Here is a 22,584-nt window from a genome sequence, read left to right on the forward strand (position 1 = left end):
TCCTGCTCGAACAAACCACCTTTTGCCTCAATATATCGGATCGTTTTGCGATCCTTGTCTATTCAAAACCGTCGCCGGCGTCTTGCGCCGGGCGGTCGGGAGCCGGTTCACCGACCCTCATGATTTCCCAGACTAACTCTATTCCGCTGCTTTGGAAAACCCTTTTTCGCACCTCCTCGCCCAGGGCTTCGAGGTCGGCGGCGGTGGCCGTTCCCGTGTTGACAAGAAAATTCGGATGCTTCGCGCTCATCTGCGCGCCACCGAGTCGCGCCCCGCGCATCCCGGCATCCTCGATCACTTTCCAGGCCTTCAGATCATGCACATCATCGGCGCGGCCGGTCGAGGAATAACCGGCCGGATTACGAAAGGTGGATCCGGCCGTGCGCTCCCTCGTCGGTTGTGTCTCGTCCCGCTTCGCCAGTTGCGCAGCCATCTTCGCATCAAGCGCATCGGGGTCGCCCGCCGGCCCCTCGAACACCGCCCGCGTGACGATCCAGCCGTGCGGCAGATCGGTGTGCCTGTAGCGGAAATTCAGGTCCGAAGCCGTCAGCGTCACGATGTCGCCCGACCGGGTCACCGCCTCCGCCTCGACGAACACATCCGCGATGTAGGTTCCGTAACACCCGGCGTTCATGCACACCGCCCCGCCAACAGCCCCCGGAATGGTCCGCAGGAAGGTCAGGTCGATCCCGGCCTGTGCCGCATGTCGCGCAACATGGGCGTCCAGCGCGGCCGCCCCCGCGATGACCCGGTTGCCCTCGATACTGATGCTGTTGAACCCGCGGCCCAGACGGACCACCACCGCGCGCAAGCCGCCGTCGCGCACGATCAGGTTGGAGCCCACACCGATCGGAAACACCACGACGTCCTCGTCAAGCGCGGCAAGGAACCGGGACAGGTCGTCGGTGTCCGCCGGTTGGAAAACCCAATCCGCCGGCCCACCGACACGCAGCCAGGTAAGATCGCAAAGCGGCCGGTCTGCGGTCAGTCTGCCGCGGGGCGTGGGCAATCGGGTCATGCGCCGGTTTTGCCCGCAGCGGGCAGCAAGGTAAAGTCCCGGTCCCGCCATCCGGGTGAAAAGCAGCGTCCACAGGCCCGGGCTTGGCGTGCAAGGGCCGAACCATCAAGCGTCGGGCCGATCCGAGATCCGGTTTTGCCTGCCGCACAGTCGTCGTTGAGAAAATCGTTCCAGCTATGTCCTCCGGCGCCGCCACCAGCCGATCACACCCCCTGCCAGAACTCCGAGAGCACCGGGCGCGGCCATCAGAAATGCGAGGATCGCATACCCGATTCCATCCCAACCCCGAACCTGGCGTCCCTGCCATACAGCCCAGACCATGACTGCAATCAGCAGCAGCGCCAAAACCGGCACGGCCCAGCCAATGCCATGGCGCATTGCGAGAACCCCGATGATCAACGGGATCACGAAACACAGGACCGGAACGACATAGACCATGAAGGCCATTATTCACCGGGACCGGATCAAGTCCAGTCAAATTGCGCCTTCGCAAGAACCTCCGCGCGGCTCAGCGTGTTGCGACGGCAGACAGCCCGCGGAGGCCGATGGCGGGCGCAGGCTTCACGACATCAGAGATCACGATACCAGATGACACCCGTCACCGCACCGATTGCCATCCCAGCGAGCAGCCCCGGCGCCATTGAAACCAGTAAAAGCGCGATCCTGCCCTCCAGAGCCAGGGTTTTCAGCGCACCCAACACGCCGGCCGGGGCGAAAAGGAAGGCAAGTCTGGTGATCGCCACGCGCCGCCGCTCGCGCCATTCATTCAGGCAGGCGAATGTCCAGGGTCCGGTCAGGACCGCGGCGAGAAGCATCATGGCCACCTGTGACAAGGCGCTCGTCATACCGGTCTCCAGCCTTTCCAACTCTCCTTCACGTCCGACCTCCGCGTGGCCGAGGGGAGCCGTGACCCGCCGCCGGATATCGTCCCTCACCGCCGCCTAGAAACCAGCCGCCACAGCCGGATCATGGGCCACCGCAGTACCGACATCGCGGCAACAAGGCACAAAAGCCCGGCTACCGGCCCGGTCTGGTAGGTCACGAATCCCAGGATCGGCACACCGATGGCGATCAGGAGATAGGCGTTTGTCCAGTGCCTGTCGCGGCTGGGAAACATCGCGATAACGTTGGCAAGGATCGCCCACAGGAATGCAAGTATCAGCGAAATCGGCATCATTTCCCCGCGAATGTCATTGCCAGGGCCATCAGCGCGGCCACGAGTCCGAACACCGGCACCCCCATCGGGACCATGAAGGGCGCCTCCGGTTCGCGGCGCTTCATCGAGATGAGGGCCGCGTTCACAAGAACGAAACCCACCAGCAAGACGGTGGACGTGACCTCGGCCAACCGCGCGACGGGAAGGGCCAGCGCCCCGATGATCACCGCGGACCCGACCATGACAGTTGCCAGCACCGGGGTCCCGAAACGCGGGTGGGCATGATGAAACATCGAGAACGCATCGGAGCGTCGGCCCAGTCCGAACAAGACCCGCGCGGCCATCACCATCTGCGCCAGAACTCCGTTCAGGGCCGCGGCCACCGCTATTAGCGCGAGAAACGCGCCCCCGCCGCCATGCGCGGCCTGCCAGACAAGTTGCAAGGGGCGTTCGCTCGAACCAAGCTGCCCCAGCGGAACAACGCGCACGGCGGCGATCGTGACCGCCACGTAAAGCGTGATCGTGATGACCAGCGACCAGAGGATCGCGCGCGGCAGGTTGCGCACGGGATCCGGGGTTTCTTCGGCCATGTTGACGATGTCCTCGAACCCGATGAAGGCAAAGAAGGCCAGAACCGCGCCGGCGCCGATGCCCGTCCAGACAATCGGCCCGGGAGCAGTGAAATCCGCCGTGGCCGGCGCGGTGAACCCTGCCGAAACGACCATGACGAGCCCAAAGACTTCGAGCGCGGTGAAAATCGCTGCCAGGGCAAGGCTTTCCAGGACACCGACCACGGCCACCCCCAGAAGGACGAGCCCTATGAAGATCACCGTCAAGGTGAAGGGCAAATCCAGAACGGCCAGTAAATAGCCTGTCCCGCCACGCAGAACCGCGGCGGCCGAAACGGTGCCAGCTATCACGATCCCGAGTCCCACGACGATGCCGAGAGAGGGCGCTTTCAACCCCTTTGCCACGTACACGGCCTCGCCCGCCGCCTCGGGCAGACGGGTCGAGAATTCCGCATAGGCAAGAGCCGTCGGCGCGGCAACCAGCCCCGCCACCAGAAAAGCGAGCGGTGCCCATATACCGGCATCACCAACCACCGCCCCCACAAGCACGTAGATGCCCGCCCCAACCATGACTCCCACCCCATAGGTGGTCAAAAGGACCGGTCCTATGCGGCGTTTGAGTGCATCGTCAGGCATCAAGCTACTCCCCGAGAATTTCCGGCAGGTTGTTGGCCCAGACGCTGATCGTGCCGGCGCCGAGACAGACCACCATGTCACCCGGCTGCGCCTCGGCACGGACCAGACGGGCCAGGTCCGCCTCGGTCTCGATCGGATGCGCCGCGCGATGACCGTGGCGAACCAGACCAGCCACGAGATCGTCGCGGCTTGCCCCCGGTACCGGCGCCTCTCCGGCGGCATAGACCTCGGCAATGCCCACTACGTCCGCATCGTTGAAACAGGCGCAGAAGTCATCAAAAAGGGTGCTCAGGCGGGAATAGCGATGTGGCTGATGCACGGCGATAACGCGCCCTTCGGTGGCCTGCCGCGCGGCCCGCAGGACCGCCGCGATCTCGACCGGGTGGTGGCCGTAATCGTCGATTATGGTGATACCGTTGACCTCGCCGACCCTGGTGAAACGTCGGTTTACGCCCCCGAATTCGGCAAGCGCCTCGCGGATCTGTTCACGTTTCATGCCCAGGTGCCGGGCCACGGCCACCGCCGCGAGGCAATTGCTGACATTGTGGTCGCCGGGCATCGGCAAGCTGCACCCGTCGATCCGCTTGCCCTCCGCCTGAAGCCGGATGTCGAAATGCGCGATGCCGTTTCGATACCGCAGATTCCGTGCTCGCACGTCGGCCTGCGCGTTGAAACCATAGCTTACGACACGCCGGTCCGTGATCCTTCCGACCAGCGCCTGTACCTCGGGATGGTCGGTGCAGCAAACAGCAAGCCCGTAGAACGGTATGTTGCTCACGAAGTCATGGAACCCGCGCCGAAGCGATTCGAAATCACCCCAATGTTCCATATGCTCGGGGTCGATATTGGTGACGATCGCGATGGTGGCGGGCAGTCGGTTGAAGGTGCCGTCGCTTTCATCCGCCTCCACGACCATCCATTCGCCGCCCCCCACCCGCGCATTCGACCCGTAGGCATGGATGATCCCGCCATTGATCACCGTGGGGTCGAAATTCCCATGATCCAGAAGCGCGGCCACCATCGTTGTCGTCGTCGTCTTTCCATGAGTGCCGGCGACAGCGATATTCGATTTCAGCCGCATCAACTCTGCCAGCATCTCGGCACGCTTGACAATGGGCAGGCCGCGCCGGCGCGCTTCGTCAAGCTCTGCATTGCCGGGCTTTATGGCGCTGGAGATGACAACAACCTCGGCATCCAAGAGATTGTCGGCGTTCTGACCCACAAAGATCCTCGCACCGGCCCGCGCAAGCCGCCGTGTCAGATCCGATTGTTTCAGGTCGGACCCCTGCACATCATACCCATGGTTGAGAAGAACTTCGGCTATGCCGGACATCCCGATCCCGCCGATACCGACGAAATGGATCGGGCCGACATCACCGGGAAGCTTGGTTGCCGCATTCATGCGTCGCGTCCTCCATCGGCCAGCGTCTCGACCATGTCCGCCAAACGCTCGGGTGCATCGGGCAAGCCACACGACATCGCCGCATGTGCCATTTCCGCGGCGCCCTCGGGGTGGCCAAGCACCATCTCGATCTGCTCGGTAAGGGTTTCGGCCTTGAACCGCGACTCCGGGATGACGATCGCGGCACCGGCGTTGGCAAGGCCGCTCGCGTTGGCAGACTGGTGATCATTGGCCGCCGCGGCATAGGGCACGAGAATCGAAGGTCGCCCTATCACCGAGATATCCGCGACGCTGGAGGCGCCTGCCCTGCTGATGACCAGCTGCGCCTCGCTCATCCGGGCCGCGACGTCGCGGAAGAATGGCCGCACATCCGCAACGACACCGGCTGCCGCGTAACACGTCTCGACACGATCCAGATCCTCCTCGCGCGCCTGATGGCTGACTCGCAGATCGCGCAGCCTCCCGGCGGGCAGCGCCGCGATGGCCTCGGGAACCACATCGGACAGGATGCGGGCGCCCTGGCTTCCCCCCATGACGAGGATCGACATCGGATAGTCGCCCGGCGGAATGTACGGAGCCCCGGCCCGTTCCAGCACATCTGCTCGCACAGGGTTGCCCACATGTGCCGCTTCGACGCCGGCCGGCATATCCCCGGGCCATATCCCGCACGCGACACGGTCGACCCGGCTGGCGAAAATCCGGTTCACACGGCCCAGCACACCATTCTGTTCGTGGATCATGCGGGGCCTGCGCAGGATCCACGCTGCCCCAAGAGCGGGGATCGTCGGGTATCCGCCAAACCCCACCACGACATCGGGGCGCTCGCGCGACATCCGCAGCGCAGCCCCGATCACGCCGCCTGCAATGCGGAAAGGCGCGAGGGCCTTTGCCGCCATGCCACCACGCGCGAAGGATGCACTGGAAATCTGCGAGATCTCGACAGCCGGGGGAAAATCGTCGGCGAAACGGGCACCGCGGGGATCGGTGCTCAGCTTCACGCGCCATCCCCGGCGCAGCATGACCTCGGCAAGGGCCTGAGCGGGGAACATGTGCCCACCGGTGCCGCCGGCAGCGACCATCACCATTGGCTTGCGCCCGTTCATCGCCCCAGACCCCGCAAGAGATCCCCGATCTCCCCCTGTGGCCGTTTGCGCGTGAAAGCAAACAGCATACCGACCGCGATGCCACCCGCAATCAGGGAAGAGCCGCCATAGCTCACGAATGGAAGCGTCATGCCCTTCGCTGGCAGAAGCCGAACCGCAACCCCCATGTTGATCATTGCCTGAACGCCGAACATGGCCGCCAATCCACAGCCGGCAAGCCGGGTAAAGGGATCACGCTCTCGCATCAATCTCAGAAGCGAACGAACCACGATCCCGGTATACAAGGCGATGACGATCAGCACCAGGATCAGGCCGTATTCCTCCGCTGCCACCGCTATGATGAAATCCGTATGCGCATCGGGCAGCTTCCACTTGACCTCGCCTTCCCCGACCCCGGCCCCGAAAAAACCCCCTTCGCGAATGGCGTTGGTCGCAAAGCCCAGCTGTGTATTGGGGTCCAGTTCCGGCGACAGGAATCCGTCGATCCGACGCGCGAAATGCTCGGAACTGTCATAGGCGACCACGCCGGCGGCCACCGTTGCCAGCGCCAGTACCAGAAGCAGCGGGATCGAAGCCCCGGAAACAAAATACATCACCCCCCAGCCAAACAGCACAAGGGCGGCCTGCCCGAAATCGGGCTGCATGGCCAGAAACGCCACGATAACCAGGGCGAGGGCCAACGACAGGCTCAGACCGGGCGGCCCATTGATTTCCCGGCTCGCGGCCATCATCCATGCCGCCACCACGACAAAGCCGGGCTTGAGAAACTCGGACGGCTGAAGCGAGGCGAACCCGAGGGAATACCACCGCACCGCACCCTTGCCGAAATCTGTACCAAGCACCGGCAGAAGCATCAGCGCGAGCATGGAGACCAGAAAACCCACCACGGCAAGGCGCCGCACCAGAACCGGGCTCATCATCGAGGTCAGGAGCATTGCGGCCATCGCAACCGCGCCGAACATCGCTTGGCGCTGAACATAATGAAACGGGGCGAAGCCGTTTCGCTCGGCCAGAGGCGGAGAGGCCGCGAGACCAAGCAGAATACCGATCCCGAAAAGGATCAGCACGCTTGACATCGACCACTTGTCGATGGTGCGCCACCACTTGGGCAATACAGGCTCGCCGTCCCTGACAGGGAGCGACCCATAGACCATTTCCGTCATTCAAGAACCGCCGAAAGCTGCCTCATGTCCCGCCCCTTAACGGGGTCTGTGACAAGGAGACTAGCAGGCTAATTCCGCGGTGGGAAGCGGGAATGCCAGTCGCGTTTCGGGGTCATGGCCAAAGTAACACAGGCCATGACTGCCGCGGCTCATGCTGCATGCGTGCCGCGGATCGGATAATCGTTGCCACGAATGAACTCCAGGCCGCCGGCAAGCGCGTCAAGATCAGGCCGCGCGAAGGGCGCATTCGAAATGTCCAACAGATGCAGGAGCCCCTTTTCATTGATGACGAAAACACCCGGTTCCGGGAAAGGCCGGTCGGTCTCCTGCGGCCCGCGCAGATCCGAGATATAGACGCCGAGGGCACGCATCTGGTCTATCCGCATACCGTAGCCGATTGGCATGGTCAGGCCCAGATCGTCGGCCATCGCGCGCGCCTTCTCCTCCGGGTCACCGGACACGATCACGACATCCACCGACGCGTCGTGAAACCGCGGTTGCAATTCTTCCAGCCTGGTTAGGTACTTCTTGCACAGGGGACAATGAAGCCCGCGGTACACCACGACCATCTGCCAGTCACGGCCACCCCCGGGCTCTCCCAGGGTCATTGTGCCCCCGCCCAATTTCGGAATTTCCAGTTTCGGAAAGGTTTCCCCGGATTGAAGTCCCTGCATTTGTGATACCTCGCGTTTCATGACATTCGACAGCCTGTCCACGGAAAGCCACAACTACAAGCGCTTCACGGAAACTTGACCACCAGCTGGCGCTGAGGCAGAGGCGGACCATGAAAGTCGAAACGCTGATCCTCGGTGCCGGTGCGGCCGGCATGATGTGCGCGGCGCATGCCGGGCCGGATACCCTGGTGATCGACCATGCACGCGCGCCCGGCGAGAAGATCCGTATTTCCGGCGGCGGGCGCTGCAACTTCACCAACCTGCACACCGGCCCCGGGAATTTCCTTTCGCAAAACCCCCATTTCTGCAAATCGGCCCTCGCCCGGTATACACAGTGGGATTTCGTCGACCTGGTCGAAAGACATGGTATCGCGTGGCACGAAAAGACGCTGGGCCAACTTTTCTGCGATGGAAAATCCGGCCAGATCATCGCCATGCTGCGCCATGAAATGGACGCGGCGGGCGGGGTTCTGTGGCTGTCCGCGACACTGGCCGAACTCACCCATGACGGGCAGCAATTTTCAGCCGTGATAGATCACGCGGGGGAACGCCGCCAGGTGACGGCGCGACATCTCGTTCTGGCGACGGGCGGCAAATCGATCCCCAAAATGGGCGCTTCAGGTCTTTCCTATGACATCGCGACGCGTTTTGGCCTGAACGTTACCGATACACGCCCCGCGCTGGTTCCCTTTACCTTCCCGGACAGGCGCTTCGCCGCGCTCGCCGGTCTTTCGGTAGCGGTGCGCGCGGCGGCCGGGCACGGTCAGTTCGACGAAGCACTGCTTTTCACCCATCGCGGCCTTTCCGGACCAGCCATGCTGCAGATTTCCTCATTCTGGCGCGAAGGTGACACGATCACGGTGAACCTCGATCCGGACGGCACCCTTTACGACAGGTTGCGCACCCGTCGGACCCGTGCCGGCGGTCACCGGATCACGACCGAGCTTTCGCACCATTTTCCCAACCGCCTGGCAGATTCATTGGCCGAATTCAGCGGTGTCGCTCTTTCGGGCAACCTTGCAGATCAATCGGATGCCACGCTGCAGCGTCTCTGCGCCGGCCTGTCCAACTGGCAACTCTTGCCGTCCGGAACCGAGGGCTACCGCACGGCCGAGGTCACGCTTGGCGGAGTGGACACGGACGGGCTTTCGTCCCGGACGCTCGAAGCCCGGCACATACCCGGACTTTTCGTGATCGGCGAAGCCGTGGATGTCACGGGCTGGCTCGGCGGGTACAACTTCCAGTGGGCCTGGTCCTCGGGCGTGGCCGCCGGTCAGGCGATAGCCGCACGCCGCCGGCAGTGATCCCGCCTGCGATTGCGAATCTATTTCCAGGTCGGATGGAAACGATCTGCCGGTGACAGCGTGAAGATCTCGCACCCGCCGGAGGTGACACCGATCGAGTGCTCATACTGCGCCGAAAGGGACTTGTCGCGTGTTACGGCCGTCCAGTCGTCAGCCAGAACCTTCGTCTCGGGCCGGCCCAGATTGACCATCGGTTCGATGGTGAAGAACATGCCTTCCTCCAGCACCGCCCCGGTGCCCGCGCGCCCGTAATGCAGGACATTGGGCGGCGCGTGGAACACCCGCCCGAGGCCGTGGCCGCAGAAATCGCGCACCACCGACATGCGGTTGGCTTCCACGAACTCCTGAATCGCGTGCCCGACATCTCCGAAGGTATTGCCGGGGCGCACCGCCTCGATCCCCTTCATCAGCGCGTCATGCGTCACCTGCAACAGCCGTTCTGCCTTGCGGCTGAGCTTTCCGGCCACGAACATCCGGCTCGTGTCGCCAAACCAGCCGTCGACGATAACGGTGACGTCGATATTCAGGATGTCCCCGTCCTTGAGCTGTTTGTCCCCGGGAATCCCGTGGCACACCACGTGGTTCACACTGATGCAGCTTGCGTGCCTGTACCCCTTGTAACCGATCGTGGCCGATGTGGCACCGGCTGCCTCGACCTTGTTCTCGATCATCCGGTCCAGCTCGCCGGTCGTCTGACCGGGCCTCACGTGTTCGGCTATCTCGTCAAGTATGCGCGCCGCCAATTCCCCCGCGCGGTGCATTCCGGCGAAATCCCCGGCCTCGTGGATGCGGATGCCGTCCTTGGTCACGCGTCCGCGGTGCTGTTGCTTCACGCCTTGCCTCCATTCGCCTTGCCGGCCACGTCTTTAGCCATAATCAAAGACAGAGGCCAGTGCCCCGACCCGACCAAGGGCGAGTTCGGGGCCCGATAAGAACCCGAAAAGCGCGTGTCGCCCGCCGGACCGGCAGGCTAAGCCCGGAGACGGGAAACGGCAAGGGGGGTGATTCGGCCCGCCCCGGCGCCTTCCATCGCTGCATTCGCCGTCCGGCAGCCCTTGTGCCCGATACGGAGCGGGACAATAGCCGCCCTGCTGCGCCTCGACCCCCTCATTCCCCGGATCGTTCGGGATGCCGCGCGAATTCCCCTCAGGCCGGACCCCGATACACGGGCAGGGCCTTTCCGATGCCGATCGCATCCGGCGTGATCTCGACGTCGTGGGCGACAACCTCCACCCCGCTGCGCCGGGCGCGCGCGACGGCATTTGCGTAATCGGGATCGAGATCGGCCGCAACGCCAACACCAATGCAGTCCGTCCTTTGCACGAGATAAAGCAAAACGGCCCGGCAACCCGCCTTCGCGACCGCTGCCAGTTCATCCAGATGACGCGTCGCGCGGGCGCTCACACTGTCGGGAAACTCTGCCAGTCCGGAGCGCCGCACAAGCGTCACCGACTTGACCTCGACATAGGCATCCGGCCGATCAGCCTGCTGCAACAGGAAATCCACCCGGCTGCGCTTACCGAAACGCACCTCGGGCCGGTGTGTTTCGTACCCCGCCAGTTCGGGCAGCTTGTCTGCCGCGAGCGCCGCACGAACCACCCGGTTCGCCGCGCCCGTGTCGATCCCGACGAAATGACCGTTTTCGAGCTCATTAAGCCGCCAGCCATACGCCAGCTTTCTTGCAGGGTTCTGGTTCGGCTCGACCCAGATACGCGCCCCCGGTTCGGCAAGCCCGATCATTGACCCCGGATTTGGACAATGCGCCGTGACCTCGCGACCGTCCTGCAGCCTGATATCGGCAAGGAACCTTTTGTAGCGACGGATCAGCACCGCGGGCACGAGAGGGGTTGGAAAGCGCATGCCACCGCGCCTATACCCGGACCGGCGCCCTTTCAAGGAGGCACGAATGCCCAACCCAACCGCTGCCATGCTCGTGATCGGCGACGAGATCCTCTCGGGCCGGACACGCGATGCAAACATGCACCATCTCGCCAATGAGCTGACCCGTACCGGAATAGACCTGCGCGAGGCGCGCGTCATCGCCGACGATCAGGATACCATCGCGAGGGCCGTTCGCGAACTCAGCACCGCCCATGACACGGTGTTCACCTCCGGCGGCATCGGTCCCACCCATGACGACATCACGGCGGATGCGGTGGCGCGCGCTTTTGACCGTCCGATCGGCGTCCGTGCGGATGCGCGTGCGCTTCTGCAGGCGCACTATGACCGGGCGGGGCAGGACCTCAACGAGGCGCGGCTGCGCATGGCGCGCATTCCCGAAGGCGCGACATTGATCGAGAACCCGATCAGCGCCGCGCCGGGATTCACCATCGGCAACGTGCATGTGATGGCCGGTGTTCCGGCAATCTTCGAGGCCATGCTCGCCTCGGTTCTGCCCACCCTGACCGGGGGCGCGCCACTCCTGTCACAATCGTTGCGCATCTTCCGTGGCGAGGGGGACATCGCCGGGCCGCTTGGAGAACTCGCCCGACGCTATCCACAGCTTTCCATAGGATCCTACCCCTTCCAACAGGATGGTGCCTTCGGCGCACAGGTGGTGATCCGCGGGGATGACGGTGCGGCGGTGGATGCGGCAATGGCCGAACTCTCGGCAGCCTTCGACGGATGAGCCGCGGCCTCCCACCGGCGGACCGGCTGATCCGGACTGTCGCCGCCACATGGCCGCCGGCAGCAGCCTGGCGGTCGGGACCGTGGATGATCCGGGACGGGGCCGGCGGCGGCAAGCGCGTCAGCGCTGCCACGGCCGAGGACAGGTTTGACATCAGTGATCTGCCGGCAGCCGAGTCAGCAATGCGCGACCTCGGCCAATCCCCCCTGTTCATGATACGCCCTGGCGAGGAGCGGCTGGATACAATTCTCGCCGGGCGCGGTTACACTCTGGTTGACCCGGTCAACATCCATGTCGCGCCCTTGGCCACCCTGACAGAGCAATACCTGCAGCCCGTAACCACCTATTGCGTGTGGGAGCCGTTGGCCATCATGCTCGATATCTGGTCCGCGGGCGGGATCGGTCCGGAACGGATCGCGGTCATGCATCGCGCGCCGGCGCCCCGGACGGCCATCCTCGGGCGCACCGAGAATCATCCCACCGCCGTCGCCTTCGCGGCAATGAATGAGGGGGTCGCAATGGTGCACGCGCTGGAGGTCATGCACCGCCATCGGCTCAGGGGCCTGGGACGCACCATCATCACCCAGGCTGCGCATTGGGCATTGGCGCAGGGGGCAAGCCACATTGCGGCGGTCTGCACCCGCGACAACAAGGCTGCGAACGCCCTGTACTCTTCCCTCGGGATGACGGTTGTGGGAACATATCATTATCGACAGAACCGGAAAGGCCAGCAATGAACGACCAAGACAAGCAGCCGACCGCACTCGATCTTCCGATGGTTGATCCGTTGCCCGAGAAGACGCGGAAATACTTCGACATCTGTAAAGAAAAGCTCGGACTCGTGCCCAATGTTCTGCGCGCGCATGCGTTCGACATAGAAAAGCTCGATGCTTTCGCAGGGTTGTACAACACGCTGATGCTGGCGGATAGCGGGCTTTCGAAACTCGAACGCGAGATGATCGCGGTCGTCGTGTCGTCGATCAATCGCTGCTGGTATTGCCAGGTTGCTCACGGCGCCGCGGTGCGTGACCTTTCCGGTGATCCGGCGCTTGGCGAGGCGATGGTGATGAATTGGCGGGCCGCGGATCTTGACGCGCGTCAGACGGCAATGCTTGGCTTCGCGGAGAAAGCAACCAGGGCCAGTGCCGAAATCACCGAGTCCGATCGTGCAGCCCTTCGCGACGCGGGGTTTTCCGATCGCGATATATGGGACATCGCCAATGTCACCGGGTTCTTCAACATGTCCAACCGCGTGGCAAGCGCCACCGGCATGCGGCCGAACCCGGAATATCACGCTCAGGCGCGCTAGAAGGATGCGGACCGCGGGGGCGATCCTTGCACTTGTCTTATGGATGATGCCGGACGAATCAAGCGCGGCGCTGGAGCTTGATCTGCCCGGCAAGCCCACTCTCTCGGCCGAGGTCATACGAAATCCGGACAGCTACATGCTTCCGGTCGGCCCCTGGACGGACGGCCGGATCCCCACCACCCAGGTGTCCGGCAGAGTGCTGCAACAGGCCTGGCGTCTGCAGGCTTCGGGCATCACGACAGGACAGATCATTGCGCCGTTGCGGAAACAGGTGACGGATCTCGGATACGAGATCCTGCTGGATTGTTCGGGTCGTCAGTGCGGCGGTTTCGACTTTCGCTTCGAAACGCGGATCCTGCCCGCACCGGACATGTTCGTCGATCTTTTCGATTACCGGTTCCTGGCGGCACGCAAGCGCAACGGCCCGAAAGGCGAGGCAATATCGATCCTGGTCAGCCGCTCTGCCGGAACCGGTTACGTGCAGCTCATTCAGGTGACACCGACGGGCGGCACACCGGTGCCGACCCGGCCCGCCGACAGCGAGAAGGAGACCGCGCACAGCGGCGTAACGGAGATGCCGCCGGTCGCGGAGGAAATCGAAAGCGAGGGCCACGTGATCCTTCGCGATCTGGAGTTCGAGACGGGATCGGCCCAGCTGGGCCCCGGGCCATTTCCGTCGCTCGTCGCTCTGGCAGAGTACCTGCGCGCCAATCCATCCCGGCGTATCGCCGTGGTGGGACACACGGACAGTACCGGCACGCTCGAGACAAACATCTCCCTGTCGCGTCAACGCGCCTCCGAGGTGATGACACGGCTTGTCGAAAAGCATGGCATACCCGCCGGGCAGCTCGAGTCCGGCGGAATGGGCTACCTCGCGCCGGTGGCCCCGAACCTGACCGGCGCCGGCCGGGACGCCAACAGACGTGTCGAAGCGGTGCTCGTCAACAGTGAATGAAGCCGGGAAAGGTCTGGCGGACTGGCGGTCGGACCGCTCACGGCGCCTCCATCGGGCGCGCAGGATTGCCCACCACGGCGACACCGGCCGCGACGTCGCGGGTGACGACGCTGCCCGCCCCCACGATCGCACCATCCCCGATCTCGACCCCGGACAGAAGGATTGCCCCGCCCCCGATCCAGACGTTCCTGCCAAGGGTGACGGGCCTTCCCCTTTCAAGCCCCGCCAGGCGCAGATCAGGATCCTTGTGATGTTCGGGGCAATAGATCTGAACCTGCGGGCCAAGCATCGTATCGGCCCCAATGTGCACCGGCGCGGTATCCAGGACAGTACACCCCGCGTTCATGTAGACGTTGGCGCCAAGATGTATGTTCATGCCATAGGCGCAATGGAACGGCGCCTCGATTGTGACGTTCACACCGACATCTCCGAAGAGCGCCGAAAGCTCGGGCGCGATGCCATGCCGTGCCGCGGGTGCCGCGGTGTTGTGCCTGTGAAGGGCTTCACGCGCAGCCGCCTGCATAGCCAGGAGTTCAGGCGCCTGGCACCTGTACCATTCCCCCGCCTGCATTTTCTCGCGCTCCGATTTCATGCGGCACCCGCAGGCCGCTCAGTGAACATGACGCTGGCGGCGTGCAGCGCGGGCGGCACCGGTGTGAATCGGGCATGTCGCCTGTTCAAGAAATTCCACGAACGCCCGCGCTGCCGCGCTGCTTGCATTGCGAACGGATGGATCCGACAACGCCTCGCGGGCGGCGCGCGGCGTGGCCGTTCCCTCGACATTCAACACCCATTCCAGAAAGCACAGGCGCGCGGCCCTTTCGGCATCGCTGCCGGTGGTATCGCTATGTTCCAGCCCGTCAAGGATCTGCGCAACCGTCATACATCTTTCTCCGAGGCCGCACCCCGGGCCCTTGGGGCGAGGACGACAGGATGAGCCGCAAGAACATACCGCGCGTTCGATCCATGCCGCTCCCCGCGGATTCACGTTCACACAAGGCTGGTTTCCGGGCTTGCCGGGATAGGATACGGCGCCTTCCCGGGCCCCGTCTGCCCAGTGGCATCATGCCGCATCCCCCGGACTTACCGTTGCGGGGGCAGCGCCGGAATTGCACCGGCTTCCCAATTATCCGCCCCGCGGGGCGGCACCTTGAACCATCAGTCTGACCGAGCAAAGACCGGCGCGCAAGACCAGAATACAAGGCCCTGCGAATGCCATGGCGCGCCATGGATTCGCCGCGTGAAGCCCGGACCGAAGGCGTATTCCGGGATCAGAAAGGGATGTCCTCGGGTCCGGTAACGAACTTCGCCACCACGTGTTTCACCCCAGCCTTGTCGAAGGCGATCTCCAGCTTGTCGCCCTCGATCCCGGTGATCTCGCCATACCCGAACTTCTGATGAAATACCCGTTCGCCCAGGGTATGGGCACTGACCGCCTGGCTGTCGATCACGGCGTGCCTGGTCTCGCGCGGCCGCGACAACGGACGCTCGGCGGCCCGCGCTTGCATGCGACGCCATCCGGGGGAATTGTAGGCATCCGCGTTGGCCGCCCTCGTCTCCAGCCCGCTTTCGGCGGCCGCCGCCGCGCCGTAGCCTCCACCGTAAAGCCCCGGTGGCGTGAGCACCTCGACATGATCCTCCGGCAACTCGTCTATGAAGCGCGAGGGCATCTGCGATTGCCATTGGCCAAAGACACGGCGATTGCCCGCAAACGAAACCGTGCAGACCTCCCCGGCCCGGGTGATGCCGACATAGGCAAGGCGGCGCTCTTCTTCCAGCCCCTTCAAGCCGCTCTCATCCATCGAACGTTGCGACGGGAAAAGCCCGTCCTCCCAGCCGGGCAGGAAAACAGCCGGAAACTCAAGCCCCTTCGCGGCGTGCAGGGTCATCACCGACACTTTCTCGCCCTGCGTCTCGGCCTCGTTGTCCATGATCAGGCTGACATGTTCCAGAAAGCCCTGCAGGTTGTCGAAGCCCTCCAGCGCCTTCACCAATTCCTTGAGATTCTCCAGCCGGCCCGGTGCCTCCGGCGTCTTGTCGTTCTGCCACATCTCGGTATAGCCGGACTCGTCAAGGATCATTCCCGCGAGGTCCGTATGGGTCAGATCCGACCCGTCCATCATTCGCTTCCAGCGGGCAATATCTTCCAGCAACCCACCCAGGGCCGCCGCCCCACGGCCCTTGATCCTGCCTTCGTCCACGGCAAGCCGGGCACCTTCGACGAGGCTTGCCCCGTTTTCGCGCGCCGCCGTCTGAATGGTCTGCTGTGCCTTGTCGCCCAGCCCGCGACGCGGCGTGTTGACAATCCGCTCGAAGGCCAGATCGTCGGCCGGGCTTACCACGAGCCGGAAATAGGCCATCGCATCGCGTATCTCCAGCCGCTCATAGAAGCGTGGCCCGCCGATCACCCTGTAAGGCAGACCGATGGTCAGGAACCGATCCTCGAAGGCGCGCATCTGGTGGCTCGCCCGCACGAGGATAGCCACCTCATCCAGTCCGAAACGCCGGCCCCCACGGGTGCCGCCCTGCATCGCCTCGATCTCCTCCCCGATCCAGCGCGCTTCCTCATCGCCGTCCCAGTGGCCGATCAGCCGGACCTTCTCGCCCGCCTGCGCCTCGGTCCACAACTCCTTGCCCAGACGACCCTCGTTGCCCGCGATGACCGCCGAGGCTGCAGCGAGGATATGGGGGGTGGACCTGTAGTTCTGCTCAAGCCGAACGACATGGGCGCCCGGGAAATCCTTCTCGAAACGCAGAATGTTGCCGACTTCGGCACCGCGCCAACCATAGATCGACTGGTCGTCATCGCCCACGCAGCAGATGTTGTGGTGCCCTCCGGCAAGAAGCCTCAGCCACAGGTACTGCGCAACGTTGGTGTCCTGATATTCGTCCACCAGTATGTAGGAAAACCGGCTGCGGTAACGTTCCAGCACGTCCTCATGGGCCTGGAATATTCCAACAACGTGCAGCAGCAGATCACCGAAATCGACAGCGTTCAATTCCTTCAGCCGGGCCTGATACTGCGCATAAAGGGCCACCGCCTTGCCATCATAGGCCGTAGCCTCCGAAGCCGGCACCTTATCCGGCGTCCAGGCGCGGTTCTTCCAGCCGTCGATGACCGACGCCAACTGTCGTGCCGGCCACCGCTTGTCGTCAATGTTCGCGGCCCGGACAAGCTGCTTGAGCAGCCGTAGCTGATCATCCGTGTCCAGAATGGTGAAATTCGATTTCAGACCGGCCAGTTCGGCATGGCGCCGGAGCAACTTGACACAGATGGCATGGAACGTCCCAAGCCACGGCATCCCCTCGATCTGCTGTCCCAGCATCTGGTGGACCCGCGTTTTCATCTCGCGCGCGGCCTTGTTGGTAAAGGTCACGGCAAGAACGCTGTCGGGCCGCGCCCGGCCGGTGTTGATCAGGTGCGCGATGCGCGCGGTCAGCGCCTTGGTCTTTCCTGTGCCGGCGCCGGCCAGCATCAGCACAGGGCCATCAAGTTGCTCCACGGCGGCACGCTGCGCCGGGTTCAGCCCGTCAAGATAGGGCATCGGCCGCGCGGCCATCGCGCGCGCGGCCAGAGATGCGCCTTCGAAGGCCTCGGATTCGTCGAAACTGCTCATGTGCAGAAAGATAGCGCGACGGCGCCGGGATTGAAAGATGTTCGGTTAATGTTCCATGGCTTCAATGTCCCCGGTGCGGCGCTGGCCGGCCCGTCAGGAGCCCAGTTCATCCGCCGCCAGCGGGTTCAGATCACACAATGATCCAAGCAGCCCCCCGGCAGGCAGATCGTCGCGGCTGTCATCGCCGAAATCCGGGCGCATCGCCGCGGTTTCGGACCAGCGCAGGATCGCCGCCTTCGCACATCGCGCATAAGTCACGCCGGCGGCGGGCGCGACGATACCCATTTCATGCTCGAATCTGCCGACATACCCGTCCCGGTCGATCAGTATGACGACCGGCTCCTTGTCGGTCAGATGCGCAAAGAACAAAGCCTGATGCACGCTGTCGCGCGCCGAGCTCTTGCCGTCCAAGCCCACCTCTATCACATGACGCGCTGTTTCGCAGTCAACGCGGACATGGCGTTTCATCTCGTAGCCGTCGAAATAGTGGCGCGTTTCCGACTCGCTTCCAGCAAGAAAGGCGCACAGCAACCCGGCAAGTTCGACTTCTCCCATCCTGTGCCCTTGCGAAATTGCGTGTTAACGAAGGTTAACAAATCGTTAACACGGCAAGACCCGCCCGGCAAATCCCCGAATTCAGAGCCTGATCCGTTCAGCACGCAGAGGCGCCTTCGCCGACAGCAGCCGCGGAGCCCCGTTTCTTTCGCATTGGCAATCCAAACCAACATGGCCGCCCTGTCCACGGGGGATCGGCAACCGCGCCAACCGGGCATCTTGCAGGGCACAAATCGTCCGAAACCCTCAAAAGGCCGTTCCGATGCGTTCGACACCGGACTGCCCCCGGGGCAACGCGCACGACCATGGAACTCCGCCGTGCTTTCAGCCGTTGGTCTTACCGTCCACGGTTTCGGCCAGCGCCTCGGCACGGGCGGCGATCTCGGCCAGCGTGTCGGTCACGTCGTCCGGGACCACCGGCACCTCGATCCGTTCCGGTTCCGGCGGCGGCGTGTCACGCAGTTGCTTGAGTTCAGCATCGCGCTCGGCCAGCTTGTCCTCGGCTTCCCGCAGCTTGTCCTGCAGCCCGGCCGTCTTGTCGGCGAGCATCAGCCCCGCCATCAGCAGCATCCGCGCCTCCGGAATACGCCCGATCTGCGAGGCGAGAACCGACGCCTCCTCGTCAAGCATCGCCGCCGCAGCGTGCAGATAATGCTCCTCGCCTTCCTGGCAGGCCACTTCGAAACTGCGGCCTCCGATCTCGATCTCGATCTGCGGCATCAGGAACCCTCCGCCTGCGATGTTTCCCCGGCATCCCCGAGAACACCATTCAATTCCGCAAGGACCGTGTCAGCTTCCGCCCGGTCCATCGCTTGCGCAGCGCGCAGCGCATCCAGCTCCGCCTCCATCGACCGCTTGACCAGATCGGCATCAGCCAATCCGGCGGCATTGGCTTCTCGCAGGGCACGGTTGTTCTCGCGCAACTTGTCATTGGCCGCCCGCAGGGATTGAATCCGGGCATCAAGCTCCTTGAGCGTTTCCGGCGCGTTTATCGCGGCTTCCTCGGGTTTTGCAGGCGGGTCCGTATGGGCGGACGCCTCCTCGGCCTCAAGCAGTTTCGCACGCAGGTGCTTCACACGTTCCTCGAGCTGCGCATTGGCCAGCTTCTCGTCATCAAGCAGCTGCCTCAAATCCTCCGGGGCCGTTTCATCCTCCTGAGTCGCGTTGTCCTCCGCGGCAACGACCATTCCGTCCAGACCCTGCCCGATCCGGTCAAGCGCGGCCATGATGCGCCGCTGCATCTCGTCGATCTCGCTCATCCGCCAACCTTTCTTCGTGTCGTTCTGGCGTCCCGTCGATCCACCCGTCGAATCGCCCGGAGCGCGGGTTGGTGTCAAGTGTAGCGAAAGGCAGGCAAAAATGCTTCCCCTCCGGCAAGATCGCGCCCGCGCGACGCGCGTGGCCGCTTGATCTTTGACCTGGTCCTGATATTGAGCGCCGTGATCATGCCAACCGAAGGAAGAGTTTTCCGTGGACATCGCATCCCTGCGCACCGCCAACCCCGATCACTGGGCCAAGGCCTGCGCCATCCGTGCCCTGACCCTCGATGCAGTGGACGCCGCCAATTCCGGCCACTCCGGGATGCCCATGGGCATGGCCGACGTCGCCACCGTGCTGTTCGAAAAACACATGAAGTTCGATGCGACCCGGCCCGGATGGCCGGATCGGGATCGTTTCATCCTGTCCGCCGGTCATGGGTCGATGCTGCTCTATTCGCTGCTTTACCTGACCGGTTACGAGGGAATGACCATCGACCAGATCCGCGCCTTCCGGCAATGGGGGGCGATCACCGCCGGTCACCCTGAAAACTTCCTGCATGACGGGATCGAGACGACCACGGGACCGCTTGGCCAGGGCCTTGCCAATTCTGTCGGTTTCGCCATCGCCGAGGAAGCGCTGCGCGCCCGGTTCGGCCGCAAGCTGGTTGATCACCACACCTATGTCGTCGCTGGCGACGGCTGCCTGATGGAGGGCGTCAGCCAGGAGGCGATCACGCTTGCTGGCCGCCAGGGCCTCGGAAAACTGATCTTGTTCTGGGACAACAACAACATCACCATCGACGGCGAGGTTGGCCTGGCCGACCGCACCGATCAGGTCCGGCGTTTTCGTGCCGCCAACTGGCAGGTTCTGGAAATAGACGGGCATGACCCAACTGCCATCGACGAGGCGATCAGCGCCGCAAAACGCTCCCGCAAACCCACGATGATCGCCTGCAAGACGCATATCGCCCTTGGTCATGCCGCGCAGGACACGTCGAAGGGGCATGGCGCCCTGACCGATGATGAACAGAACGCGGATGCCAAGGCCGCCTATGGCTGGACGGCCGGACCTTTCGACATTCCCGCCGACATCAAGACGTCATGGGAAGAAACCGGCCTCCGCGGGCGCCCCGACAGGATGGAGTGGGAGGCACGTTTCAATGCCCTTTCCGATCGCCGCCGCGCCGAATTCACCCGCGTGCAGGATGGTGTTGCGCCGCGAAAGCTTTCGGCGCGCATCAAGGCCCTCAAGAAACAGATCAGCGCCGAAGCGCCAAAGGTCGCGACGCGCAAATCCTCCGAGATGGTGCTTGAAGTGGTCAACCCGGTAATGCCGGAAACAATCGGCGGCTCGGCGGACCTTTCGGGCTCGAACAATACCCGAACCGGCGACATGACGGTTTTCGACGAGGGCAACCGCAAGGGCCGCTACATCCATTTCGGCATCCGCGAACACGGGATGGCCGCGGCCATGAATGGCATGGCCCTGCATGGCGGGGTGAAGCCCTATGGCGGCACCTTCATGTGCTTTACCGATTACGCACGCCCGGCGATGCGTCTTGCGGCCCTCATGCGTGTGCCCACCATCTTCGTGATGACCCATGACAGCATCGGTCTTGGCGAGGATGGCCCCACGCACCAACCGGTAGAGCATCTGGCCATCAGTCGTGCCACCCCGAACACGCATGTATTCCGGCCCTGCGACACAGTGGAAACCGCCGAGGCCTGGGAACTCGCGCTGACGTCCGGCGGCACGCCCTCGGTGCTGTCTTTGACGCGTCAGGGGGTGCGGACGCTCCGGACGGAGCACAAGAGCAAGAACCTCACCGCGCAAGGCGCGTATGTGCTGGCAGAGGCCGAGGGCAAGCGAAAGGCGATCCTGCTGGCAACCGGCTCGGAGGTCGAGGTCGCGATGGCCGCACGGGCGCTGCTTCAGGAAGACGGTATCGGCACGCGCGTCGTCTCGATGCCGTGCTGGGAACTATTTGCCGAACAGGATGAGGCGTATCGCAAGCGCGTCCTGCCGGCTGGCGCCGTGCGGGTCGGTGTCGAGGCCGCCGTCAGGCAAGGCTGGGACCGCTGGCTTTGCGGTGAACGCGGGCGGGCGGCCAAATCGGATTTCGTCGGCATGGACGGCTTCGGCGCCTCGGCACCCGCAGCAACGCTGTACGAGAAATTCGGTATCACGCCGGAAAACGTTGCCGGGAAGGTCCGCGCCTTGCTCTGAGCCCGCGCGCGGGCCACGCCCGGCGGGGCCCAACGGTCAACCTTGAGGCCGCGCCGGCCATCCAGTCGCGGTAACGGTCAGGGCTGTTGGTCTTGCTCTCAGATCAGCAGCCGGCGCGGATCGCTCATGAGGGCTGCGTACCGCACACAGAATCGCGCCGCATCGGCGCCGTTGATCACCCTGTGGTCATAACTCAGGTCCAGCGGCACCATCGGCACCGGCTGCCAGGCCTCTCCATCCCAGGTCGGCACGATTTCGGTGCGCGTGAGACCGAGGATCGCCACTTCGGGCGGGTTCACGATCGGGGTGAAGGCCGTGCCGCCGATACCTCCGAGATTGGATATGCTCATCGAGGCGCCGCCCATCTCTTCGGGCCTGAGCTTGCGCGCTTGTGCGCGTCCGGCCAGATCTGCGATGTCCCGCGCGATGGCCCACAACCCCTTGCAGTCCGCGTCGCGGATCACCGGCACCATCAAGCCGTGCCCGGTATCCACGGCGATCCCGACATGCACGTAATCCTTGACGATCAGGGTCGTTCCCGCGGGATCGAGAGACGCATTGAAACGGGGAAAATCGCGCAGGCAACGGGCCAGCACGGCAACATGAAAGGCCAGAGCCGTCAGCTTCACGTCACGCGCCGCCGCTTCGGGCTTCAACGCGGCACGGAACGCCTCGACCGCGCGCATGTCCGCCCGGTCGTGATGCGTGACCTGCGGAATCATCGTGTTGGCAGCCCCCAGGTTGGCGGCGGCAAGTTCGCCGATCCGGCCCAACCGCTCTTCCCGTACGGGTCCGTATTGCGCGTGATCGACCCGCCAGAACCCGGCGGCGCCTGCGGTTGCTGACGCGGCGCCGGCGTCCGGGCCGCCCCCTGTAGCGGCCCGATCAACGTCTTCACGTCCAAGCGTTTCCCGCCCGGTATCCCGCGCCAACCGCTCCAGGTCCACACCCTTGTCACCGGCATATTTCTCGACCGACGGGCTTGCCTTGTAGCTCATGAGTCCACCC

24 protein-coding genes and 1 riboswitch are annotated in these 22,584 nt (G+C 63.9%); of the genes, 6 read left to right on the forward strand and 18 right to left on the reverse strand.

Annotated elements, in window-relative coordinates; translation table 11 throughout:
* Window positions 1–58: 58 nt before the first annotated feature.
* The 9 genes from murB to DQW77_RS08885 all read right to left on the reverse strand — a co-directional run bounded on the left by murB (window position 59) and on the right by DQW77_RS08885 (window position 7,721).
* Window positions 59–1,018 carry a UDP-N-acetylmuramate dehydrogenase gene (gene murB, locus DQW77_RS08845; RefSeq protein WP_113257932.1) on the reverse strand — a complete coding sequence of 320 codons (960 nt, stop codon included), beginning with the start codon at window positions 1,016–1,018 and terminating at the stop codon, window positions 59–61.
* A 174-nt stretch (window positions 1,019–1,192) separates the two neighbouring features.
* Window positions 1,193–1,456, reverse strand: a complete 264-nt coding sequence (locus DQW77_RS08850; RefSeq protein WP_181711221.1) for a hypothetical protein — start codon at window positions 1,454–1,456, stop codon at window positions 1,193–1,195.
* 131 nt (window positions 1,457–1,587) lie between these two features.
* The gene (locus DQW77_RS08855; protein ID WP_147094950.1) at window positions 1,588–1,863 is read right to left on the reverse strand and encodes a hypothetical protein; all 276 of its coding nucleotides are present in this window, start codon (window positions 1,861–1,863) and stop codon (window positions 1,588–1,590) included.
* 86 nt (window positions 1,864–1,949) lie between these two features.
* Complete coding sequence (locus DQW77_RS08860) at window positions 1,950–2,192, reverse strand: DUF2484 family protein (RefSeq protein ID WP_113257933.1); 243 nt, start codon at window positions 2,190–2,192, stop codon at window positions 1,950–1,952.
* A complete protein-coding gene (locus tag DQW77_RS08865; protein ID WP_113257857.1) occupies window positions 2,192–3,379 on the reverse strand; it encodes an APC family permease in 1,188 nt (395 codons plus the stop codon). The genes DQW77_RS08860 and DQW77_RS08865 overlap by 1 nt, the downstream gene beginning before the upstream one ends.
* A gap of 4 nt (window positions 3,380–3,383) precedes the next feature.
* Window positions 3,384–4,781 carry a UDP-N-acetylmuramate--L-alanine ligase gene (gene murC, locus DQW77_RS08870; RefSeq protein ID WP_113257858.1) on the reverse strand — a complete coding sequence of 466 codons (1,398 nt, stop codon included), beginning with the start codon at window positions 4,779–4,781 and terminating at the stop codon, window positions 3,384–3,386.
* The gene (locus tag DQW77_RS08875; RefSeq protein ID WP_113257859.1) at window positions 4,778–5,884 is read right to left on the reverse strand and encodes a glycosyltransferase; all 1,107 of its coding nucleotides are present in this window, start codon (window positions 5,882–5,884) and stop codon (window positions 4,778–4,780) included. Before DQW77_RS08875 ends, murC begins: the two co-directional genes overlap by 4 nt.
* Window positions 5,881–7,047 (reverse strand): putative lipid II flippase FtsW, encoded by a 1,167-nt coding sequence (gene ftsW / locus DQW77_RS08880; protein WP_113257860.1) that lies wholly within the window; start codon window positions 7,045–7,047, stop codon window positions 5,881–5,883. The genes DQW77_RS08875 and ftsW overlap by 4 nt, the downstream gene beginning before the upstream one ends.
* A gap of 149 nt (window positions 7,048–7,196) precedes the next feature.
* Window positions 7,197–7,721 carry a peroxiredoxin-like family protein gene (locus DQW77_RS08885; protein WP_113257934.1) on the reverse strand — a complete coding sequence of 175 codons (525 nt, stop codon included), beginning with the start codon at window positions 7,719–7,721 and terminating at the stop codon, window positions 7,197–7,199.
* A gap of 110 nt (window positions 7,722–7,831) precedes the next feature.
* Between DQW77_RS08885 and DQW77_RS08890 the strand changes: the two genes are divergently transcribed.
* On the forward strand, window positions 7,832–9,025 hold the full coding sequence (locus DQW77_RS08890; protein WP_113257861.1) for an aminoacetone oxidase family FAD-binding enzyme: 1,194 nt from the start codon (window positions 7,832–7,834) through the stop codon (window positions 9,023–9,025).
* A 20-nt stretch (window positions 9,026–9,045) separates the two neighbouring features.
* On the opposite strand, the gene map is transcribed toward DQW77_RS08890, so the two are convergent.
* Window positions 9,046–9,858 carry a type I methionyl aminopeptidase gene (gene map / locus DQW77_RS08895; RefSeq protein ID WP_113257862.1) on the reverse strand — a complete coding sequence of 271 codons (813 nt, stop codon included), beginning with the start codon at window positions 9,856–9,858 and terminating at the stop codon, window positions 9,046–9,048.
* 313 nt (window positions 9,859–10,171) lie between these two features.
* The gene (sfsA, locus tag DQW77_RS08900) at window positions 10,172–10,885 is read right to left on the reverse strand and encodes a DNA/RNA nuclease SfsA (protein WP_113257863.1); all 714 of its coding nucleotides are present in this window, start codon (window positions 10,883–10,885) and stop codon (window positions 10,172–10,174) included.
* Between the two features lie 46 nt (window positions 10,886–10,931).
* Between sfsA and DQW77_RS08905 the strand changes: the two genes are divergently transcribed.
* The 4 genes from DQW77_RS08905 (at window position 10,932) to DQW77_RS08920 (ending at window position 13,918) form a co-directional block, all read left to right on the forward strand.
* Window positions 10,932–11,654 (forward strand): molybdopterin-binding protein, encoded by a 723-nt coding sequence (locus tag DQW77_RS08905; protein ID WP_113257864.1) that lies wholly within the window; start codon window positions 10,932–10,934, stop codon window positions 11,652–11,654.
* 86 nt (window positions 11,655–11,740) lie between these two features.
* A complete protein-coding gene (locus DQW77_RS08910) occupies window positions 11,741–12,391 on the forward strand; it encodes a GNAT family N-acetyltransferase (RefSeq protein ID WP_258523801.1) in 651 nt (216 codons plus the stop codon).
* Window positions 12,388–12,963, forward strand: a complete 576-nt coding sequence (locus tag DQW77_RS08915; protein WP_113257866.1) for a peroxidase-related enzyme — start codon at window positions 12,388–12,390, stop codon at window positions 12,961–12,963. The genes DQW77_RS08910 and DQW77_RS08915 overlap by 4 nt, the downstream gene beginning before the upstream one ends.
* 4 nt (window positions 12,964–12,967) lie before the next feature.
* Window positions 12,968–13,918 carry an OmpA family protein gene (locus DQW77_RS08920; protein ID WP_258523802.1) on the forward strand — a complete coding sequence of 317 codons (951 nt, stop codon included), beginning with the start codon at window positions 12,968–12,970 and terminating at the stop codon, window positions 13,916–13,918.
* Window positions 13,919–13,955: 37 nt separating this feature from the next.
* Here the strand turns inward: DQW77_RS08920 and DQW77_RS08925 are convergent, their stop codons facing one another.
* From DQW77_RS08925 to DQW77_RS08950, 6 genes are all read right to left on the reverse strand, one after another.
* A complete protein-coding gene (locus tag DQW77_RS08925) occupies window positions 13,956–14,510 on the reverse strand; it encodes a sugar O-acetyltransferase (protein ID WP_113257867.1) in 555 nt (184 codons plus the stop codon).
* Between the two features lie 18 nt (window positions 14,511–14,528).
* Window positions 14,529–14,801: a hypothetical protein gene (locus DQW77_RS08930; RefSeq protein WP_113257868.1), complete on the reverse strand. Its 273-nt coding sequence runs from the start codon at window positions 14,799–14,801 to the stop codon at window positions 14,529–14,531.
* A gap of 97 nt (window positions 14,802–14,898) precedes the next feature.
* Window positions 14,899–15,086, reverse strand: a riboswitch (cobalamin riboswitch).
* 103 nt (window positions 15,087–15,189) lie between these two features.
* Window positions 15,190–17,535 (reverse strand): ATP-dependent helicase, encoded by a 2,346-nt coding sequence (locus DQW77_RS08935; protein ID WP_113257869.1) that lies wholly within the window; start codon window positions 17,533–17,535, stop codon window positions 15,190–15,192.
* Between the two features lie 93 nt (window positions 17,536–17,628).
* Window positions 17,629–18,090, reverse strand: a complete 462-nt coding sequence (locus tag DQW77_RS08940) for a hypothetical protein (protein WP_113257870.1) — start codon at window positions 18,088–18,090, stop codon at window positions 17,629–17,631.
* Window positions 18,091–18,414: 324 nt separating this feature from the next.
* The gene (locus tag DQW77_RS08945) at window positions 18,415–18,810 is read right to left on the reverse strand and encodes a cell division protein ZapA (protein WP_113257871.1); all 396 of its coding nucleotides are present in this window, start codon (window positions 18,808–18,810) and stop codon (window positions 18,415–18,417) included.
* On the reverse strand, window positions 18,810–19,349 hold the full coding sequence (locus DQW77_RS08950; RefSeq protein ID WP_113257872.1) for a hypothetical protein: 540 nt from the start codon (window positions 19,347–19,349) through the stop codon (window positions 18,810–18,812). Before DQW77_RS08950 ends, DQW77_RS08945 begins: the two co-directional genes overlap by 1 nt.
* Window positions 19,350–19,560: 211 nt before the next feature.
* Here DQW77_RS08950 and tkt point away from each other — a divergent pair, with 211 nt between their 5' ends.
* Window positions 19,561–21,576, forward strand: coding sequence for a transketolase (gene tkt / locus DQW77_RS08955; RefSeq protein WP_113257873.1), 2,016 nt, complete (start codon window positions 19,561–19,563; stop codon window positions 21,574–21,576).
* 98 nt (window positions 21,577–21,674) lie between these two features.
* Here tkt and DQW77_RS08960 read toward each other — a convergent pair whose 3' ends face one another.
* Window positions 21,675–22,574 (reverse strand): 2-oxo acid dehydrogenase subunit E2, encoded by a 900-nt coding sequence (locus DQW77_RS08960; RefSeq protein ID WP_113257874.1) that lies wholly within the window; start codon window positions 22,572–22,574, stop codon window positions 21,675–21,677.
* Window positions 22,575–22,584: the final 10 nt, after the last annotated feature.

The sequence above is a fragment of the Roseovarius sp. TE539 genome, from assembly GCF_003298505.1.
In the GTDB taxonomy this organism is placed as follows: Bacteria; Pseudomonadota; Alphaproteobacteria; order Rhodobacterales; family Rhodobacteraceae; genus Roseovarius.

What these genes read in the sequence shown, in the direction of transcription:
- murB (WP_113257932.1), bottom strand. Translation starts at nt 1,018, where the DNA reads ATGACCCGATTGCCCACGCCCCGCGGCAGACTGACCGCAGACCGGCCG.
- DQW77_RS08850 (WP_181711221.1), bottom strand. Translation starts at nt 1,456, where the DNA reads ATGGTCTATGTCGTTCCGGTCCTGTGTTTCGTGATCCCGTTGATCATC.
- DQW77_RS08855 (WP_147094950.1), bottom strand. Translation starts at nt 1,863, where the DNA reads ATGACGAGCGCCTTGTCACAGGTGGCCATGATGCTTCTCGCCGCGGTC.
- DQW77_RS08860 (WP_113257933.1), bottom strand. Translation starts at nt 2,192, where the DNA reads ATGCCGATTTCGCTGATACTTGCATTCCTGTGGGCGATCCTTGCCAAC.
- DQW77_RS08865 (WP_113257857.1), bottom strand. Translation starts at nt 3,379, where the DNA reads ATGCCTGACGATGCACTCAAACGCCGCATAGGACCGGTCCTTTTGACC.
- murC (WP_113257858.1), bottom strand. Translation starts at nt 4,781, where the DNA reads ATGAATGCGGCAACCAAGCTTCCCGGTGATGTCGGCCCGATCCATTTC.
- DQW77_RS08875 (WP_113257859.1), bottom strand. Translation starts at nt 5,884, where the DNA reads ATGAACGGGCGCAAGCCAATGGTGATGGTCGCTGCCGGCGGCACCGGT.
- ftsW (WP_113257860.1), bottom strand. Translation starts at nt 7,047, where the DNA reads ATGACGGAAATGGTCTATGGGTCGCTCCCTGTCAGGGACGGCGAGCCT.
- DQW77_RS08885 (WP_113257934.1), bottom strand. Translation starts at nt 7,721, where the DNA reads ATGCAGGGACTTCAATCCGGGGAAACCTTTCCGAAACTGGAAATTCCG.
- DQW77_RS08890 (WP_113257861.1), top strand. Translation starts at nt 7,832, where the DNA reads ATGAAAGTCGAAACGCTGATCCTCGGTGCCGGTGCGGCCGGCATGATG.
- sfsA (WP_113257863.1), bottom strand. Translation starts at nt 10,885, where the DNA reads ATGCGCTTTCCAACCCCTCTCGTGCCCGCGGTGCTGATCCGTCGCTAC.
- DQW77_RS08905 (WP_113257864.1), top strand. Translation starts at nt 10,932, where the DNA reads ATGCCCAACCCAACCGCTGCCATGCTCGTGATCGGCGACGAGATCCTC.
- DQW77_RS08910 (WP_258523801.1), top strand. Translation starts at nt 11,741, where the DNA reads ATGATCCGGGACGGGGCCGGCGGCGGCAAGCGCGTCAGCGCTGCCACG.
- DQW77_RS08915 (WP_113257866.1), top strand. Translation starts at nt 12,388, where the DNA reads ATGAACGACCAAGACAAGCAGCCGACCGCACTCGATCTTCCGATGGTT.
- DQW77_RS08920 (WP_258523802.1), top strand. Translation starts at nt 12,968, where the DNA reads ATGCGGACCGCGGGGGCGATCCTTGCACTTGTCTTATGGATGATGCCG.
- DQW77_RS08925 (WP_113257867.1), bottom strand. Translation starts at nt 14,510, where the DNA reads ATGAAATCGGAGCGCGAGAAAATGCAGGCGGGGGAATGGTACAGGTGC.
- DQW77_RS08930 (WP_113257868.1), bottom strand. Translation starts at nt 14,801, where the DNA reads ATGACGGTTGCGCAGATCCTTGACGGGCTGGAACATAGCGATACCACC.
- DQW77_RS08935 (WP_113257869.1), bottom strand. Translation starts at nt 17,535, where the DNA reads ATGAGCAGTTTCGACGAATCCGAGGCCTTCGAAGGCGCATCTCTGGCC.
- DQW77_RS08940 (WP_113257870.1), bottom strand. Translation starts at nt 18,090, where the DNA reads ATGGGAGAAGTCGAACTTGCCGGGTTGCTGTGCGCCTTTCTTGCTGGA.
- DQW77_RS08945 (WP_113257871.1), bottom strand. Translation starts at nt 18,810, where the DNA reads ATGCCGCAGATCGAGATCGAGATCGGAGGCCGCAGTTTCGAAGTGGCC.
- DQW77_RS08950 (WP_113257872.1), bottom strand. Translation starts at nt 19,349, where the DNA reads ATGAGCGAGATCGACGAGATGCAGCGGCGCATCATGGCCGCGCTTGAC.
- DQW77_RS08960 (WP_113257874.1), bottom strand. Translation starts at nt 22,574, where the DNA reads ATGAGCTACAAGGCAAGCCCGTCGGTCGAGAAATATGCCGGTGACAAG.